At 59.7% G+C, this 16,476-nt stretch carries 14 protein-coding genes and 1 tRNA gene; 11 read left to right on the top strand and 4 right to left on the bottom strand.

All coding sequences use genetic code 11. The annotated features are described in order from the left end of the window. The first annotated feature begins 8 nt into the window (after positions 1–8). From gatC to LDL28_RS02820, 4 genes are all read left to right on the top strand, one after another. A complete protein-coding gene (gatC, locus tag LDL28_RS02835; RefSeq protein ID WP_025812645.1) occupies positions 9–296 on the top strand; it encodes an Asp-tRNA(Asn)/Glu-tRNA(Gln) amidotransferase subunit GatC in 288 nt (95 codons plus the stop codon). Continuing rightward, positions 296–1,783 (top strand): Asp-tRNA(Asn)/Glu-tRNA(Gln) amidotransferase subunit GatA, encoded by a 1,488-nt coding sequence (gene gatA, locus LDL28_RS02830; protein WP_233057123.1) that lies wholly within the window; start codon positions 296–298, stop codon positions 1,781–1,783. Before gatC ends, gatA begins: the two co-directional genes overlap by 1 nt. Continuing rightward, positions 1,780–3,228 carry an Asp-tRNA(Asn)/Glu-tRNA(Gln) amidotransferase subunit GatB gene (gatB, locus tag LDL28_RS02825; protein ID WP_233057122.1) on the top strand — a complete coding sequence of 483 codons (1,449 nt, stop codon included), beginning with the start codon at positions 1,780–1,782 and terminating at the stop codon, positions 3,226–3,228. Before gatA ends, gatB begins: the two co-directional genes overlap by 4 nt. A 100-nt stretch (positions 3,229–3,328) precedes the next feature. Continuing rightward, positions 3,329–3,421 (top strand) — tRNA-Ser (locus LDL28_RS02820). Positions 3,422–4,166: 745 nt separating this feature from the next. On the opposite strand, the gene LDL28_RS02815 is transcribed toward LDL28_RS02820, so the two are convergent. The 3 genes from LDL28_RS02815 to LDL28_RS02805 form a co-directional block, all read right to left on the bottom strand. Further along, the gene (locus LDL28_RS02815; protein WP_233057121.1) at positions 4,167–4,904 is read right to left on the bottom strand and encodes a hypothetical protein; all 738 of its coding nucleotides are present in this window, start codon (positions 4,902–4,904) and stop codon (positions 4,167–4,169) included. A 190-nt stretch (positions 4,905–5,094) separates the two neighbouring features. Next, positions 5,095–6,075: a glycosyltransferase family 2 protein gene (locus tag LDL28_RS02810; protein WP_233057120.1), complete on the bottom strand. Its 981-nt coding sequence runs from the start codon at positions 6,073–6,075 to the stop codon at positions 5,095–5,097. Continuing rightward, complete coding sequence (locus LDL28_RS02805) at positions 6,072–7,370, bottom strand: hypothetical protein (RefSeq protein WP_233057119.1); 1,299 nt, start codon at positions 7,368–7,370, stop codon at positions 6,072–6,074. Before LDL28_RS02805 ends, LDL28_RS02810 begins: the two co-directional genes overlap by 4 nt. A 365-nt stretch (positions 7,371–7,735) precedes the next feature. Between LDL28_RS02805 and LDL28_RS02800 the strand changes: the two genes are divergently transcribed. The 4 genes from LDL28_RS02800 (at position 7,736) to LDL28_RS02785 (ending at position 11,659) form a co-directional block, all read left to right on the top strand. Then, entirely contained in the window at positions 7,736–8,080 is a 345-nt protein-coding gene (locus LDL28_RS02800; RefSeq protein ID WP_233057118.1) for a DUF952 domain-containing protein, read from the top strand. A gap of 175 nt (positions 8,081–8,255) precedes the next feature. Next, the gene (locus LDL28_RS02795; protein ID WP_233059163.1) at positions 8,256–9,311 is read left to right on the top strand and encodes an NAD(P)-dependent alcohol dehydrogenase; all 1,056 of its coding nucleotides are present in this window, start codon (positions 8,256–8,258) and stop codon (positions 9,309–9,311) included. Positions 9,312–9,453: 142 nt separating this feature from the next. Continuing rightward, positions 9,454–10,689, top strand: coding sequence for a NupC/NupG family nucleoside CNT transporter (locus tag LDL28_RS02790; RefSeq protein ID WP_233057117.1), 1,236 nt, complete (start codon positions 9,454–9,456; stop codon positions 10,687–10,689). A 34-nt stretch (positions 10,690–10,723) separates the two neighbouring features. Further along, on the top strand, positions 10,724–11,659 hold the full coding sequence (locus tag LDL28_RS02785; RefSeq protein ID WP_370636215.1) for a nucleoside hydrolase: 936 nt from the start codon (positions 10,724–10,726) through the stop codon (positions 11,657–11,659). An 82-nt stretch (positions 11,660–11,741) separates the two neighbouring features. Here the strand turns inward: LDL28_RS02785 and LDL28_RS02780 are convergent, their stop codons facing one another. Continuing rightward, positions 11,742–12,752 carry an LLM class flavin-dependent oxidoreductase gene (locus tag LDL28_RS02780; RefSeq protein ID WP_233059161.1) on the bottom strand — a complete coding sequence of 337 codons (1,011 nt, stop codon included), beginning with the start codon at positions 12,750–12,752 and terminating at the stop codon, positions 11,742–11,744. A 135-nt stretch (positions 12,753–12,887) separates the two neighbouring features. On the opposite strand from LDL28_RS02780, the gene LDL28_RS02775 reads away from it, so the two are divergent. The 3 genes from LDL28_RS02775 to LDL28_RS02765 all read left to right on the top strand — a co-directional run bounded on the left by LDL28_RS02775 (position 12,888) and on the right by LDL28_RS02765 (position 16,466). Beyond that, positions 12,888–13,082: a hypothetical protein gene (locus tag LDL28_RS02775; protein WP_233057116.1), complete on the top strand. Its 195-nt coding sequence runs from the start codon at positions 12,888–12,890 to the stop codon at positions 13,080–13,082. 150 nt (positions 13,083–13,232) lie between these two features. Then, positions 13,233–15,143 carry an N-acyl-D-glutamate deacylase gene (locus LDL28_RS02770; RefSeq protein ID WP_233057115.1) on the top strand — a complete coding sequence of 637 codons (1,911 nt, stop codon included), beginning with the start codon at positions 13,233–13,235 and terminating at the stop codon, positions 15,141–15,143. A gap of 141 nt (positions 15,144–15,284) precedes the next feature. Continuing rightward, positions 15,285–16,466 carry a porin gene (locus LDL28_RS02765; protein WP_233057114.1) on the top strand — a complete coding sequence of 394 codons (1,182 nt, stop codon included), beginning with the start codon at positions 15,285–15,287 and terminating at the stop codon, positions 16,464–16,466. Positions 16,467–16,476: the final 10 nt, after the last annotated feature.

Raw genomic sequence — 16,476 nt, 5'->3', positions numbered from 1 at the left:
ATTGCTTCATGTCGCTTGATCCCGCGACCGTCCGCCGCATTGCCAGACTGGCACGGATTGGTATTGACGAGTCTGATCTTCAGTCCCTGCAAGGGGAGCTTAACGGGATCCTGGGCTGGGTCGAGCAGCTGAACGAGGTCAATGTCGATGGGGTCGCCCCCATGGTCGGCACGGGCCACGCCGCGCTCCGCATACGTGACGATGTGGTGACCGACGGCAACTGCCGCGAGGCCGTGCTGTCCAACGCACCCGATGCCGTCGGCCCCTTTTATACCGTGCCCAAGGTTGTTGAATAATGAACCTGACCGAACTCACCATTGCCGACGCCGCCGCCGGCCTGCGCAGGCGCGACTACAGCGCGGTCGAGCTGGTGCGCGCGCATACGGATGGCATTGCCGCGCTCAACCCCCGGCTTAACGCCTATATCACCACCACGGCCGATGCGGCGCTGGAGGCGGCGGCCCGCGCGGATACCGCCCTGGCCCGTGACGAGGCCCGTGCGCTGACCGGCATCCCGCTGGGCATCAAGGACCTGTTCTGCACCAGCGGCGTGCGGACCACGGCGGCCAGCAACATCCTGAAAAACTTCGTGCCGCCTTATGAAAGCACGGTCACGGCCAACCTGCTGCGCGATGGCGCGGTGTTCGTGGGCAAGACCAACCTTGATGAATTCGCCATGGGCTCGGCCAATATCACCTCCGCCTTCGGGCCGGTGGAAAACCCGTGGAAGCGCAGGGACGATGCGCAGACCGTGCTGGTGCCGGGCGGGTCGTCGGGCGGGTCGGCGGCGGCGGTGGCCGCGGGCCTCGCCATGGGGGCCACGGGCACCGATACCGGCGGTTCGATCCGCCAGCCTGCCGCCTATTGCGGCATTGTCGGCCTCAAGCCCACCTATGGGCGGTGCAGCCGGTATGGCACGATCGCCTATGCCTCCTCGCTGGACCAGGCGGGGCCGATGGCGCGCAGCGTGGGTGACTGCGCCATCATGCTCCAGTCCATGGCGGGTTTCGATCCGCGCGACAGCACCAGCGTGGATTGCGACGTGCCGGATTATTCCGCCGCCGTGGGCCGCAGCCTGAAGGGGCTGAAGGTCGGGATCCCGCGCGAATACCGCGCCGAAGGTCTCTCCACCGAGATCGAGGCCGCATGGCAGCAGGGCATCGCATGGCTGAAGGAAGCCGGGTGCGAGATCGTGGATGTCTCCCTGCCCCATACCCGGTACGGGCTGGCCACCTACTACATCGTCGCGCCTGCGGAATGTTCGTCCAATCTCGCGCGCTATGACGGCCTGCGTTTTGGCGAACGTGTCCCCGCCCCCACGCTGGACGGGATGTACGAAGCCTCCCGCCGCGCGGGTTTTGGCCCGGAGGTGCGTCGCCGTATCATGATGGGTACCTACGTGCTCTCCGCCGGATATTACGATGCCTATTACCTGAAGGCGCAGAAGGTCCGCACGCTGATCCGCCGTGACTTTACCGAAAGCTTCCAGCAGGTTGACGTATTGCTGACGCCCACCGCGCCCACTCCGGCGTTCGGGCAAGGGGAAAAGATGGACGATCCGGTCCAGATGTATCTGAACGATATCTTTACGGTGCCAGCCTCCATGGCGGGCATGCCCGCCATGTCCGTGCCCGTGGGCTTGGGGGCTACGGGCCTGCCGCTCGGGTTGCAGTTGATCGGCCGCCCGTTTGATGAGGAAACCCTGCTGGCTACGGGCAGCGCGCTGGAAAAGGCGGCGGCCTTCACCCATCGGCCTGCCATCCGCGCGGAGATGGCGAAATGAGCTATACGATAGAAGGTCGCACCGGCACGTGGGAAATCGTGGTCGGGCTGGAAGTCCATGCGCAGGTCATCAGCAGATCCAAGCTGTTTTCCGGTGCATCCGCGTCCTATGGCGGTGAACCGAACACCCATGTCAGCCTGGTGGATGCGGGTTTTCCGGGCATGCTGCCGGTCCTGAACCGCGAATGCGTGGCGCAGGCCGTCCGTACCGGGCTGGGGCTGCGCGCACGCATCAATCTGGAAAGCCGGTTTGACCGCAAGAACTATTTCTATGCCGACCTGCCCACCGGCTACCAGATCAGCCAGTTCACCCATCCCATTGTGGGCGAAGGCACGGTCGAGATCGAACTGGCCGATGGTACGGTGCGCCATATCGGCATTACCCGCCTGCATCTGGAACAGGACGCAGGCAAGTCGATCCACGATCAGGATCCGACGCGTTCGCTCATCGACCTGAACCGTGCCGGTGTGGCGCTGATGGAGATCGTGAGCGAGCCCGACATCCGCACGCCGGAGGAAGCCGGCGCCTATCTGCGCAAGCTACGCCAGATCCTGCGCTATCTGGGCACCTGCGATGGCAACATGGAAGAAGGCTCGATGCGTGCCGACGTGAACGTGTCGGTACGCAAGGCGGGTGAGGCCTTCCGCACGCGCTGCGAGATCAAGAACGTCAACTCCATCCGCTACGTCATGCACGCGATCGAGACCGAGGCCGCGCGCCAGGTCGAGGTGTGGGAGGAAGGCGGCACGGTAGATCAGGAAACCCGCCTGTTCGACCCTGCCCGCAATGAAACCCGTTCGCTCCGCAGCAAGGAAGACGCGCACGACTACCGCTACTTCCCGGACCCCGACCTGCTGCCGCTGGTGGTGGAACAGGCATGGGTGGACGAACTGGAAAAGGCCCTGCCCGAACTGCCCGATGACAAGCGTGCACGCTTCGAGAAGGAATACGGCATTCCCCGCTATGATGCGGGCGTGCTGGTCGCCGAGCAGGCCATTGCCGACTATTACGAGACGGTGGCCCGGGGCCGCGATGCCCGCCTTGCGGCCAACTGGGTCACGGGCGACCTGTTTGCAGCACTGAACCGTACGGGACGCACGATTCAGGATAGCCCGATTTCGGCACAGGCGCTGGGTGGCATGCTGGATCTGGTGTCCGACGGCACGATCAATGGCAAGATCGCCAAGGAAGTGTTCGAGGACATGCTGGAAACCGGCGATAGCGCGTCCGATATCGTGGAGCGCAAGGGGCTGAAGCAGGTAACCGATACCGGCGCGATCGACGCCGCTGTTGCCGATGTGCTGGCCCGCAATGCGGACAAGGTGGAAGAATATCGCGGTGGCAAGGACCGCCTGTTCGGCTTTTTTGTAGGCCAGGTGATGAAAGCCATGGCGGGCAAGGCCAATCCGGCCATCGTGAATGAAGCCCTGAAAAAAGTTTTGTAAAAAAGGGGCTTCTTCGCATTTTAGGGCTTTGCAGGGGTGCGGCTACAGGCTAAAAGCAGCCCTGCAAACGCCGTGTTACTTATAATGCGTGCTCTTCGGCGGAGGGGTGGCCGAGTGGCTGAAGGCGGCGGTTTGCTAAACCGTTATACGATGTCAAGTCGTATCGAGGGTTCGAATCCCTTCCCCTCCGCCAATTAAACCTATCAAACCACTGTGCTAGTTAATACTTTCTAGGTTTTTGGGATTTTGGCCCCCCAACCTGGCCCCAAATCATTTTTTATATCTGCGCTCATTCGCTGCCGTTCAACATGTTGGTTGAGCGGTTTCCGACTTGTACCTGCGCGCAGCCTTCCCCATAATGCCACAGTCCGGTAGCTCGTCAGACTCATGACCTGAAGGCCCCGGATTCAAATCCTGCCCTGCAACCAATGCCTGAGCGGATGAGAGTCTTGATGCTGATGGATACGAACATGAGTCCGAAGAGTAAGCGGAGTTCTAACCCGGCTGAACCCGAGGCAACATAACCGAGGGGTCTTGTCGGACTGGACGCGTCCTGACAGAGAAGGTGCCCATCGCAGTGGGTGGAAGCCTTAATCCGAGAGTGCTGGTATGCATGCCAGCATCATGCCTGCCCGACGCTTATAGCCCAAAATCTCGGTGGCACCCAGCATCAATCCTGGGCGCGCATGCCGTCATGCGGGATCGGTTGCCCGTGTAGAGACATGGGGCGCATCGGCACGGCGGAACTGCGCAACTCCCTCAGTGGATTTCGTATAAAAATGTTCGAGGACATTCAGGCCGTACATACGGTAACCAGAAGGTCAACATCGCACTGACCCGTTCGACGGGCTGAAGAAGTTCTCCATCACGGTGGCTAAACTTATACTGAGTAGTATTATTCATTCAAAGCATAGTTTTTGACAAGAAAATTTTGGTCTCTATTTTTTTCGGAACATCATCAAAAAACCAGAAACGATAAGGATTATAATAGCGCTCGTAAGGCCTATCTCGGCTTCGGTTTTTGTGATTGAGAATATATCCAGGTCTTTCAGGAGGCCAAAATCCATAAGAGAACCCAGCAAAAAACCAGAAATACCGATCAATACACCAATTTTCTTTTCGTTTGATGCTGCCTGCCTATCAAGGGAAGCCTGCTTTTCTGATTCCTGAACTTTTTTGAATACTGTTTTTGTTGTTTGCAAATCTTCAGAAACAGATTTTGATATTCGTATAATTTCAGCTTTGCTGGCTTCCAGATAGTCATAAACATCACGAAAGACTGCCCCTAACGCTTTTCGCTCTGGAGAAAAGTTGCTTTCAAGCCATGTAGTAATGTCTTTTGTTTCAGGCTTTCTAAACTCAACTGTATATTTTCTGGTTGGATCCATTATGGTCTTTGCTATCTTGGGACACCCATGCATGAGTTTGCCAAGTTTTGACCCCTTTTTATCCATGCAATACGTATCACTGTGTATGATCTCGTCACCATCTTTTATAATAACGACCTGCAATGATTTCGAAGAAATATAAACTTTATTCTGATTAATATCTTTTGGCGGAATGCAAATGGATTTTGTTTCCCACAGATTTTTTTCCTGCTCCTTGGCTCTTTCAAAATCCGGGCTTGTTTCGTCTTTGATTATCTGGGTGGGTTTATAAATATTAAAAATATTCATAGTAGTGCCTAAATAGTCCCTGATATAAAATGGCCGGGTTTGCTGGTCGTATCATCATCTGCGTGCCGGGGCTCGTTGTGTGTATGATCTGGCAACGGAAACGGCGGGTGCTTCAGGTGCGGCTGTCCCCACTATAGAGTGTGATTTCTGATCGAATGCGGCTTTACTATTTTCCCTGTACACCAAAAAATCAGGCTTCCCGCTTACACGGGAGCCGCTTCTCGTTATATTGAGGCGCAGGGTAGGAAAGATAATTAAGCCGTTTGGCTTCCAACCGTGCCAATGCAACATTCTCGACAATCTGGCCACAGCAGAATGCCAACGCCGCCAGGGTTTCCAGCCCGGTTGCTAATATGGCGGTAGGCATGCGCGGAACAAATCCCGTGCGGATGAACTCCATTACAATAGGTGTTCCCAGCGCGATGCCCGCGATCATGAAAATTATACCTAGCGTACTGAAAAACATGAGAGGGCGCTCTCGCCGCAGGAGATTGAAAATTGCTATCAATATCCGCAAGCCATCCTGATAGGTATTCAGCTTGGAGGCGGAGCCCTCGGGTCTTTCGACATATATGGTTTCGACTTCGCTTATCGGCATGGCCAGCGTAAGGGCGTGTACGGTAAATTCGGTCTCGATTTCAAACCCCGTTGACAGTGCGGGGAAGGATTTAACGAAACGTTTTGAAAATATACGGTATCCGGAAAAAATATCCTTGGAGCCGGGACCAAAAAGACACCGGACAAGACCAGTAAAAAGTTTATTCCCCAGGACATGCCCGCTACGATAGGCCGCCTGCCTGTCAGTCACGCGCTGCCCTGTCACCATGTCCAGATTCTGTTCCGAGGCCAATGTCAGCATGCGACGCACGGCCGCGGCTTCATAAGTGGCGTCTCCATCGACCAGAACATAGAAGTCGGCATCTATGTCCGCGAACATGCGGCGGATTACGTGTCCCTTCCCCTGCCTTAGTTCGGTCCGTACTATCGCCCCCGCGTCCTTCGCGATTGCGGATGTATTGTCGCTGGAATTGTTATCATAGACGTAAATATCGGCGGACGGCAGGATGTTCCGGAATTCACTTACCACATCGCCTATTGTCACCTCTTCATTATAGCAAGGAATGAGGATCGCCACGCGCGCATCACTTTCGTACTGATACGTTTTGATCATGAGTTCAGCCCGATATGAGAAAGATAATAATTGACGACACCATGTTTGATCAGGAGACTGCCCGGACCAAATTTGCTCAAATCGTAAAGTAATAAAACGAAATGAGATGAAATAACCCCGATGACAACCAGGGATATGGAAACCGATTTCAGAAGTTTACTGTCATGGAAATTTTTTGCGACAGCAACCGCTCCCATAAATCCGCAGTAAAGCATAATCGGATAGAATTCCGCCCGGTAACGGAAATTCATGCTGATCGCCATAAGCATGAGTATCGCGGGGATGGTAAGACCCGCCATGATCGCGATGGATGAACCCCTGACGTTTGGTTCCTGCCGCCTCTGCCGCATAAGCGATATTATGAACATGCTACCCAGCAGAAGAAAAAATCCGTCTGTCAGAAAGAAGCTGCTGGGTGGAAGTTCGGCCGCATCTATGAGGCGTGAAAATGAATCCTGAAGGAACAGGTGTCCATCCGCATTCTGGAATGCCCATACAGGAAAAAAGAAATATAAAATTCCAAGCGGGATGCGTTGTACATTAAACAGGCCATACCGCGTGGTGCGCACAAGACGGTCCGGAAATTCGGTATTGAACAGGTACAGGTTATAATTGGCGAATGTCAGTGGGTTTCCCCAACGTTCGAAATTGATGATGCCCGTAAGGACGACCCCGACCACCAGAATAAGGATAGCCATGGCGCAGTGACGCAACCATGACCGCAACAGGGGTGCATCGGCGCCAGATGTATTGCGCCAGCAGCGCCACAAGACCAGAAGGCCAAACAGACTTTCGGACGCATAGAGCCCAATCCCCATGGAGACACGCGTGAGCAGGGCAAGCGCCGAGGCGACAGCCATCCAGATGAGGGCCTTTGGCGTCTCCTCAGGCTGAAGGGATGCGCGTACAGCCCATTGGACAAAAAACATACCAAAAACAAGAGACCACAGGCACACTTCCTGATAGATGGACGGTCGCAGGAAGCATATTTGTACACCCGTGAATGAAACCGCCACCAGAAGCAGTTTCTTCATCCATGGTGAATTCTGCAGTGCGTATTTCCCAATATATCGAACGCTCTGGTAATTAATGAAAAACATGATTACCGCGGCAATGGCGCACGACAATCGTGTAATGTCGATATGGAGCCCATTGGGCAAAAGGATTAATGGCAGGCGCAGTAAGGCAGGGAAAATTCCCCAGTAAGCATAGACCCGGCCATCCCGCAGGAATCCCTCTTTCCCCACGGTATCAGGATCAACATCGAACCTGCCGTGCAGAAGGTTATCCATCATGCTATTGAATGTTAAGGATAGCCCGTCGTCTCTTATGGTAACAGGGGAGTGATGCCAGAATAAAGTATTTCCACAATACCATATTACACAAAGGACAAGGCAGGTATAATATGGAATCCTAGATTTCATTATACTCATAAAAAAGGCATCTTTCATACGCTTCTGGCATAATATGTCATGACGAAGCCCGAGACATGGATCGGCGTTTGCGTATCAGGGAACCTGAGCGGGCGCAATATATACATATCCGGTTATAATCCGAACGGTTCGAACCCCTCCGTTCCATGGGCATTCCGCGCGGTCTGTGTGGTTGGATGCGCGGCCAGATTGTCCTACGCTTGCCCCTTGAACCAGGACCAGGGGCCATGACAGAGCGTATCGTTTACAAAATTCTCACTGCGGCCGAACATGAACATTTCGTCCGGATGGGATCATTCGCCGGATCACCCGTGGACGTGGCGGACGGGTTCATTCACCTGTCCGCCGCCGCGCAGGTTACAGCCACGCTGGACAGGCATTTCGGTGGGCAGGACGGCCTGATGCTGGTGGCGGTCGATCTGGGGCTGCTCGATCCCTCGGCCGTGCGGTGGGAGCCCTCGCGCGGTGGCCAGCTTTTCCCGCATCTTTACGCCGTCCTGCCAATCGGGGCCGTGGTGGCCAGTGGTCCCATCAGCCGCAATGCGGATGGCAGCGTGCACCTGCCGCTCTAGCCATCCGTCCCGGTGCGGGGGTGCAATGGGGTGGGCGCCTGATCGTCCTGGCGGGCATCACGGTTGCTGGAGCAGCGCGGCCGCCCCCTCGACATCCCCGTCCCGTGCCTGTTCAGAATACCGGCGTTGTGTGGCGGCGCGCGGTCGCGGCGTACCAGAGAAATGGAGAATGATGATGTTTTCATGTGTAGGTTATGCGGCGACGGCTGCCGATGCCCGCCTGGCTCCCATGACGCTGGAGCGCCGTGACACCGGGCCGGAGGATGTATGTATCGAAATCCTGTATTGCGGTGTCTGCCATTCCGACCTGCATCAGGCCCGCAATGAATGGCACAATACGATTTTCCCGTGCGTGCCGGGGCATGAAATCGTGGGTCGTGTGAAAGAGGTCGGAACCACCGTGACCCGGTTCCGGGCGGGCGACCTGGTGGGTGTTGGCTGCATGGTTGATTCCTGCCGCGAATGCGCCAGTTGCCGCACGGGGCTGGAACAGTATTGCGAACAGGGCTTTGTCGCCACCTATAATGGTGAGGACCGGCAGGGGCGCGGGATTACCTATGGCGGCTATTCGCGCGCGGTCGTGGTGGATCAGGCCTTCGTGCTGAAGGTGCCCGAAACGCTGGATCCCGCGGCTGTCGCCCCCCTGCTCTGCGCGGGGATCACCACCTATTCCCCGTTACGGAACTGGAAGGTCGGGCCGGGGCAGCGTGTCGGGATCGTGGGGCTGGGCGGGCTTGGGCATATGGGTGTGAAATTCGCCCGTGCGTTTGGCGCGCAGGTGGTGCTGTTCACGACATCGGCCAGCAAGGTGGCCGACGGGCTGCGCCTGGGCGCGCATGAGGTTGTGCTGTCAAAGGATCCGGCGGCGATGGCCAAGGAACGCGGCCGTTTTGACTTTATCCTCGATGCCGTGGCGGCCGATCACGACATCAACGCCTATCTCGACCTGCTTCGGCGCGACGGGACGCTGGTGCAGGTGGGCGCGCCGGAAAATCCGTTGCCGGTCTCGGTTTTCAGCCTGCTCATGAAGCGGCGCAACTTCAGCGGCTCCCTGATCGGCGGCATCCCTGAAACGCAGGAGATGCTCGATTTCTGTGGCGAGCATGGCATCACCGCCGATATCGAAATGATCCGCATGGACGAGATCGAGACCGCCTACGCCCGCATGCTGCGCTCCGATGTGAAATACCGTTTCGTGATCGACATGGCGACAATGCCCGCCGCGGCCTGAAGTACGCCGGGGGCGCGGGCCGGGTGTCGCGCCCCTGCGGCCATGGCGGGACGGAATTGCCATCTGTCGGGTAATGTTGCGCCGGTTTAACGGGTACCGTAGGGAAAACGGTTGCCGGGTTCCGTTTTCTCAGGGGTGTTGCATGCATATCCGTGGATGTATCGGCATAATACTTCTGGTATGTATCGGTATCGTCTTTTCCACGGATCGCAGGCATATCCGCCCGCGTGTGATCGGCGCATGCCTGTTGCTGCAGGTGGCCATCGGGGCCGGCGTGCTGCGTGTGCCGCTGGGGCAGGATATATTGCGCGGGGTATCGGGTCTGGTGACGGGCCTGCTGTCCTATGGCGATGAAGGCGCGCGTTTCCTGTTCGGCCCGCTGGTGGGGCCGCATATGCGCACGCTCTTTCCCGATGGGGGATATATCTTCGCCTTTCAGGTCCTGCCCTCGCTGGTCTATGTCAGCGCCCTGATCGCCATTCTCTACCATTACGGCATCATGCAGGCTTTCGCGCGGCTGTTCGGGCGGGGGGTACAGGCGCTGCTGGGCACATCGCCGGTGGAATCGTTCGGCGCCATCATCACCATTTTCGTGGGGCAGAGTGAACTGCCCGTGGCCCTTGGGCCCTATCTGGCCGGTATGGCGCGCACGGAACTGTTCAGCGTCCTGTGCAGCGGCACGGCTTCGGTCTCCGGGGCGACGCTTGTGGGGTATGTCGGGTTGGGAATTCCGGCGGATTATCTTGTCGCGGCCTCGTTCATGGCGATTCCCGGCGGCCTGATGTTTGGCAAGATTCTGGAACCGCGCGGCCCCGAAAGTGGCCTCAGCCCGCTTGAGGCCGGCCGCACCGCGTATCATCGCGCGTTTTTCGAGGCCGTGATGGAGGGCGCGCTCAGGGGCGCGCATACGGCACTGGCGGTGGCGGCCATGCTGGTTGCGTGTATCGGGCTGATCGCGCTGGCCAATGGCCTGCTGGGCTGGATCGGGGGGAGTATCGGCTTGCCCGCCCTGTCGCTTGAATATGGCATGGGGCTGGTTTTTGCGCCGCTGGCGTGGCTGCTGGGTGTCCCGGCGGCGGAATGCGGCGCGGTGGGGGCCGCGCTGGGGCTGAAGGTGGTGGTGAACGAATTCGTGGCCTACGTGCATCTAGGGGCCGCGATACAGGCGGGGCGGCTGTCGCATCGGGCGGTGGCGATCGCTTCCTTCGCGCTGTGTGGTTTTGCCAATCTGAGTTCGATCGGGATACTTGTGGCCGCGTTCGGCAGCCAGTGTCCTGACCGGCGCGAGGAAGTGGCGCGTAAAAGCGCACGCGCGGTGCTGGCAGGCGTGCTGTCGAACCTGACGAGCGCGGCCATTGCCGGTATCATCATTCCGTAAGCGTTTTTTCCACCAGTTCAGGATAGAAGCCACCGTGCGCAGGATCATTATCGACACCGACCCCGGACAGGATGACGCCATTGCCATCATGCTGGCACTTGCCGCGCCCGGTCTGCATGTCCTGGGGCTGGTGACCGTGGCGGGCAATGTGCCGGTGGAGCAGACCACCGCCAATGCATGCCGGATACTGGAACTGGCGCAGCGGCGGGACATAGGGGTTTACGCAGGCTGCGCGCGTCCGCTGCGGCGTGTGCCCATTACGGCGGCGCATGTGCATGGGCGCACGGGCATGGATGGTCCCGCCCTGCCCGCCCCCACCTTGCGCGCGCAGGCACGCCATGGCGTGGACTTCCTGATCGAGACCGTCAGGGCGCACCCGCCAGGCAGCATCACGCTGGTTACGTTGGGGCCGATGACAAACCTGGCCATGGCGGTGGTGAAGGCCCCTGACATCGCCCGGCGGCTGGGGCGGGTCGTCTCCATGGGTGGGGCGTATTCGGAAGGGGGCAATATTACCCCCAGCGCCGAATTCAATATGTTCGCCGATCCCGACGCGGCGGATATCGTATTACGCAGCGGGGTGGCGCTTACACTTGTGCCGCTGGATGTGACGCACCGTTTTCTCATCTCGGCACGGCGTCTGGCGCGGCTGCGGGCCATGCCGGGACAATGCGCGCAGGCCGCCGCCGCCATGCTCGGTTTTTCGGAGCGGTTCGATCTGGCCAAATATGGCTGGGACGGCGCGCCTTTGCACGATCCCTGCACGATCGGCTGGCTGCTCGCGCCCGACCTGTTCGCCGGGCGCGAGGTCAATGTTTCGGTCGAGGTGGGCAGCGCGCTCATGCAGGGGGCGACGGCGGTTGACTGGTGGCGGGTTACGGACCGCCCGCCCAATGCCCTGTTCCTGCGGGAAGTGGATGATGAGGGGCTGTGGAATCTAATGCTGGAGTACCTGGGCCGCCTGCCCTAGCAGCCTGATAAAGGCCTTTGTAATCGGACAGGACATTGTATCTGGCAATTATCAGCAACAGGTCGATGTCTCCACAAAATCTCTATCCGCCTTCGCCCCTGTCGGGCAGTGCGGCCAGTTCCGCCGTGAGTTCAAGCGCGTGGCGCCGCTGTGCGTGATCATAAACCGGCACCGCGGCCAGCAGTTCATCGGGCCGGTAGCGGTTGATGAAGTCTTTCAGGCGCGGGGCGATCGTTCGGGTTGACCCGGCGAAGGTAAAGGCCAGCGTCTGCTCCAGCATGGCCTGCTCGGCGACGGGCCAGGGTGCGGCTCCCTTTTCCAGTGGCGGTGGGAAGGCGATGGGCCGGCCACGACGCAGGGCAATGAAATATTGCTGGAGGGATGTCGCCAGATGCCGCCCCTCCTCGGCGTCGTCCGCCGCGATGATGTTGACGCTCAGCATGACATGGGGTTCCGGGCAGCGTTCGGATGGCTCGAAGCGCGCGCGGTACAGCGTGATCGCATCTTCCATCTGCGCGGGCGCGAAATGCGATGCGAAGGCGTAGGGCAGGCCCAGGCGCGCGGCCAGAACGGCGGAAAACAGCGATGATCCCAGCAACCATACCGGCACGCGCAGCCCGGCGCCGGGTATGGCGCGGATATGGTGGGTCTCGGTCTCGGCCAGTGGTTCGAAATAATGGAGCAGTTCCACCACATCTTCCGCGAAACGGTCCGGTGCATGCGGGTCGCGGCGCAGGGCGCGGGCCGTGCGCTGGTCCGCCCCCGGCGCGCGGCCAAGGCCGAGGTCGATCCGGCCGGGAAACAGCGTCTCCAGCGTGCCGAACTGCTCCGCCACCACCAGTGGTGAATGATTGGGAAGCATGATGCCGCCCGCCCCCACACGGATACGCCGTGTCGCGGCGGCGACCTGCCCGATCAGGACGGCGGTCGCGGCCGAGGCGATGCCCGGCATCGCGTGGTGTTCCGCCAGCCAGTAGCGGTGGAATCCAAGCCCGTCCGCCAACCGGGCCAGATCGCACGTATTGCGCAGCGCGTCGGCTATGCTGGCGCCACGGGTAATGAGGGAGAGGTCAAGGACGGAAAAGGGAATCACGCAACGCACCTCCGGATCATCCAGCACCACCATCCCCGCGCGCCCATGGACCATCGGGATTTCGCGCCGGGAGGCACGCGCAACCTTATACACCATGCGACGTTGGGACAGCAGGCTTATGGTGGAGTACCTCCCATGTTGACTCTGCTGGTTATTGTGCTGCTCATCTTCGCCATTGGCGGGGGTGGGTACGGTTACCGTTCCGGCTGGTACGGCGGTGCGGGTAGCCCGGGTTTCAACGGACTGGGCCTGTTGCCGATCATCCTGATCCTCATCGCCCTGTTCCTGCTGTTCCGCGTAAGCGGCACCCACAACATTCCCCCGCCCTGAACCTTCGGGGCGGGCATGGTTTTTCGTGCAACCAATCCGTTTCCATAGGGTTATGATTGCCGGGCGTTCAGGTCAGTGCGATAGCGGGGCTGGACGCCATGCCACGCTATCGCGCCATGTTCGCGTCATGGCCTCTTCATGGAGGCATAGGTGCCCGATACCCTTTATCGTAACGCATTGTTCTTTGACGGTACGGGATGCGATCCCATCATTTCCGATATCGCCGTGTCACACGGCATCATTTCAGCAATCGGCGCGGACCTGCCCGCGGGCGCCGAGACGCGCGTGGTGGACTGCACCGGGCTGTGGCTCATGCCCGGCCTGCTGGATATCCATACGCATCTTGACCTTGAACTGGAAGTGGCCCCCGAACTGCCCGAGGTCGTCCGGCATGGCACGACTTCGGTGGTTATCGGCAACTGTTCCCTTGGCGTGACCTTTGGCAACCAGCGCCGCGATGGGGAAGACCCCATCGTGGACTGTTTCGCCCGGGTGGAGAACATGCCCAAATCCGTGCTGCGCAAGGTGGCCGATACCTGTTCATGGACGGATTCACAGGGCTATCTCGACCATCTGGGGGCGCTGCCGCTTGGCCCCAATGTCGTGCCGCTCATGCCGCATTCCATGTTGCGGATCGAGGTGATGGGCCTGCATGGTTCCATCAGCCGCCGCCCCACGCGGCGCGAACGCGCGCGGATGGAAGGGCTGGTCGATGCGGCCATGGCACAGGGTTATCCCGGGTTTTCGACCGATGCGCTGCCCTTCCACTTTCTGGCGAATGATCCGCACAAGAACCGGAGGATCCCCACGCAGTACGCGGGTTTTCGTGAACTGCGGCAACTGACCGGCGTGGTGCGCCGCTACGGGCGGGTATGGCAGGCGACACCACCGAAGGACAATTTTATCGATGCGGTCCGCAGTTTCCTGCTGACAAGCGGGCGACTGTTCGGGCGGCCGCTCAGGACGACGGTGCTGGCGGTGCTCGACCTCCAGACCAACCGCTCCGCCGTGGCGCTGTGTCTCATGCTCTCGGCCATTCTCAATTCGCGTTTTCTGGATGGGTATTTCCGCTTCCAGGCGCTGTCCGGCACGTTCCGGCTATGGAGCGACGGGGCGATCAATCCCCTGGCCGACGAGATTCCCGAACTGCGCGCCCTGAACGAACTCGAACCCGAAGATCGCGCCGGGCGCGCGCATATCCTCAATGACCCCGAATGGATCGCATCCTTCCGGCATATGTGGCTCAAGGGCCGGACCGGCTGCTCCATCGCGCGGCTGCGGCGGCTGCTCAGGCAGGAGGAAACCGTCCTGACCCGCCGCCTGTCGGATATGATCGTGGCCGCCGCCCCGCTGGACAACTGGTATGGGGAGACATTGCGTGCCCCCTATCGCCGCCTGTTGCGCTGGCAGGCGCACAGGGGGCGCAGGGGTGCTGCCAGTGCGGATGAAGACGCGTTTTTCCGCACTTTCCCCAACCCGGTGGGGGATGACGCGACATTCATCATTCACCTGCTGCGGCAATGGGATACGGACCTGCGGTGGGAAACGACCATCGCCAACCGCAACCCGGCCAGGGTGAAAGAACTGCTGTTCCACCCTCAGACGCTGCCGGGTTTCAACGACAGTGGCGCGCATCTGGCCAATATGGGTTTTTACGATGGCAACCTGCGCCTGCTAAAAATAGCCCAGCAGGACGGGCTGGGGAAAGTGGCCGTCGGGGTTCATCGGCTCACGGGCCTGCCGGCGGCGTTCTTCAATATCAATGCGGGCGTGCTGCATACGGGCGCGCGGGCGGATCTGTGCGTGATCGACCCCGATGCGCTGCGCCGATGGGAGCCGGAAGCCACATATGAATTCATATATCGCACCCAGTTCGGGTGCCGTCAGGTCGTCAATCGCCCCGTGGGCGTGGTGCGCGAGGTGATGATCGCGGGCAGGACGGCATGGAAGGACGACACCTATGTCGCCAGTTACGGACAAATCCCCTTTGGCCGGGTGCTCAGGGCGAAGGACCATCCTGATGAACATGCCCATCCCGGCGCGCACGCCGCGGCCTGCTGAAAACCGTTCACATTAAGGCAACATGAACCTGCGCATATTTGATGGCCCCCACGGTCCACGCGCCATGGTATGAATTCCGGCTTCATGGGGCGGTTGTGGGGAGTGTGGTATCTTTTGTCGTGTCGGTTACAAGCCGGGTTCGTGGCGTCCCTGTCCTTTCTGTACCCATTCAGTGCGCTGCATGCGCAAACCGTACCGACCGTCACCCTGCCCGGCATCACCATAAAGCCCTATGCCACGGACCAGCTTGATGTGGGCGGTTTTGCCAATGCGTCTCCCGCCCGCCCCGGCACGGGCGCGCGCGGGGCGCGGATGCGCAATGGTGTGCGCCTGAACATACACAAGCAGGTGGAAATCGGCGCCATATGGGATTTCGGGCCCGCGCCGGATGGCCAGATGCGCCTGTTCGAAGGGCAGGTTTCCTATGTCGGGCTGAAGCATTTCGTGTTCACCGCCGGTATTTTCAAACCCAGCTTCGGCCTTGAATCCATGCAGGCGCAGGGCGATACCGTTTTTATTGAACGTTCCAGCATTTCCACCATCACCCGCAACCTGGCCACGGGCATCGAACGCCAGGCCGTGCAGGCGGAAACGTATGGCAGGCGCTACCACTTCGCCCTGTCGGCCACGGCGGGTACCGCCGGCCCCGGTGAGAACGGAAACCAGAGGGGCATGGCCTTCCGCCTTGTGGGCCTGCCGGTAAGGAGCGGCGCGCTGCTGGTTCATCTGGGTCTTTCGGGCGAATGGGTGTTCCGCCCGGCTTCGGCCCGCAATTCCAGCCCCGCCCTTTCCCTTTCCGATGTGCCGGAAATGAATACCGGCACGGATGCGAAATACCTCAATACCGGGAAAATAGCGGCCAGCAGCGCGGGCGCGCTCGGGCTGGAAGCCGCCGTGTCATGGCGCAAGCTGTTTTTTCAGGGCGAGGCATATGACATTGTGGTCAACAGCCGCACAGGCCGCGCAGATAACCAGGCCCTGCATTTTCATGGCTGGTACGGCCAGCTTGGCTACACGATCAATGGCAGGCAAAGGGAATGGAAGGGGCGCACGGCCGCGTTTTCCTCGCCAACATGCGACCGTAAGGAGACGGTCCTGTGTAACGGATATGGCGTGCTGGAAGTCGCGGCGCGCTATTCGCAGGCCGATCTGCAATCAGCGCCGGTTCAGGGCGGCGACCAGCAGATCGGTGCGCTGGCGGTCAACTGGTGGCCGACCGCCATTGTCCGCATGTCCGTGCAATATGAATATGGACAGGTCCATGGCGGCAGCGAACCCGAGCATTTTCATGGGGTCATGTCGCTGTTCCAGGTCAAGTTCTGACGCCCGCCCC

The organism is Komagataeibacter sp. FNDCR2 (genome assembly GCF_021295395.1).
Lineage (GTDB): Bacteria > Pseudomonadota > Alphaproteobacteria > Acetobacterales > Acetobacteraceae > Komagataeibacter.
This window is presented reverse-complemented; position numbering and strand designations above follow the sequence as displayed.

What these genes read in the sequence shown, in the direction of transcription:
- gatC (WP_025812645.1), top strand. Translation starts at nt 9, where the DNA reads ATGTCGCTTGATCCCGCGACCGTCCGCCGCATTGCCAGACTGGCACGG.
- gatA (WP_233057123.1), top strand. Translation starts at nt 296, where the DNA reads ATGAACCTGACCGAACTCACCATTGCCGACGCCGCCGCCGGCCTGCGC.
- gatB (WP_233057122.1), top strand. Translation starts at nt 1,780, where the DNA reads ATGAGCTATACGATAGAAGGTCGCACCGGCACGTGGGAAATCGTGGTC.
- LDL28_RS02815 (WP_233057121.1), bottom strand. Translation starts at nt 4,904, where the DNA reads ATGAATATTTTTAATATTTATAAACCCACCCAGATAATCAAAGACGAA.
- LDL28_RS02810 (WP_233057120.1), bottom strand. Translation starts at nt 6,075, where the DNA reads ATGATCAAAACGTATCAGTACGAAAGTGATGCGCGCGTGGCGATCCTC.
- LDL28_RS02805 (WP_233057119.1), bottom strand. Translation starts at nt 7,370, where the DNA reads ATGATGGATAACCTTCTGCACGGCAGGTTCGATGTTGATCCTGATACC.
- LDL28_RS02800 (WP_233057118.1), top strand. Translation starts at nt 7,736, where the DNA reads ATGACAGAGCGTATCGTTTACAAAATTCTCACTGCGGCCGAACATGAA.
- LDL28_RS02795 (WP_233059163.1), top strand. Translation starts at nt 8,256, where the DNA reads ATGTTTTCATGTGTAGGTTATGCGGCGACGGCTGCCGATGCCCGCCTG.
- LDL28_RS02790 (WP_233057117.1), top strand. Translation starts at nt 9,454, where the DNA reads ATGCATATCCGTGGATGTATCGGCATAATACTTCTGGTATGTATCGGT.
- LDL28_RS02775 (WP_233057116.1), top strand. Translation starts at nt 12,888, where the DNA reads ATGTTGACTCTGCTGGTTATTGTGCTGCTCATCTTCGCCATTGGCGGG.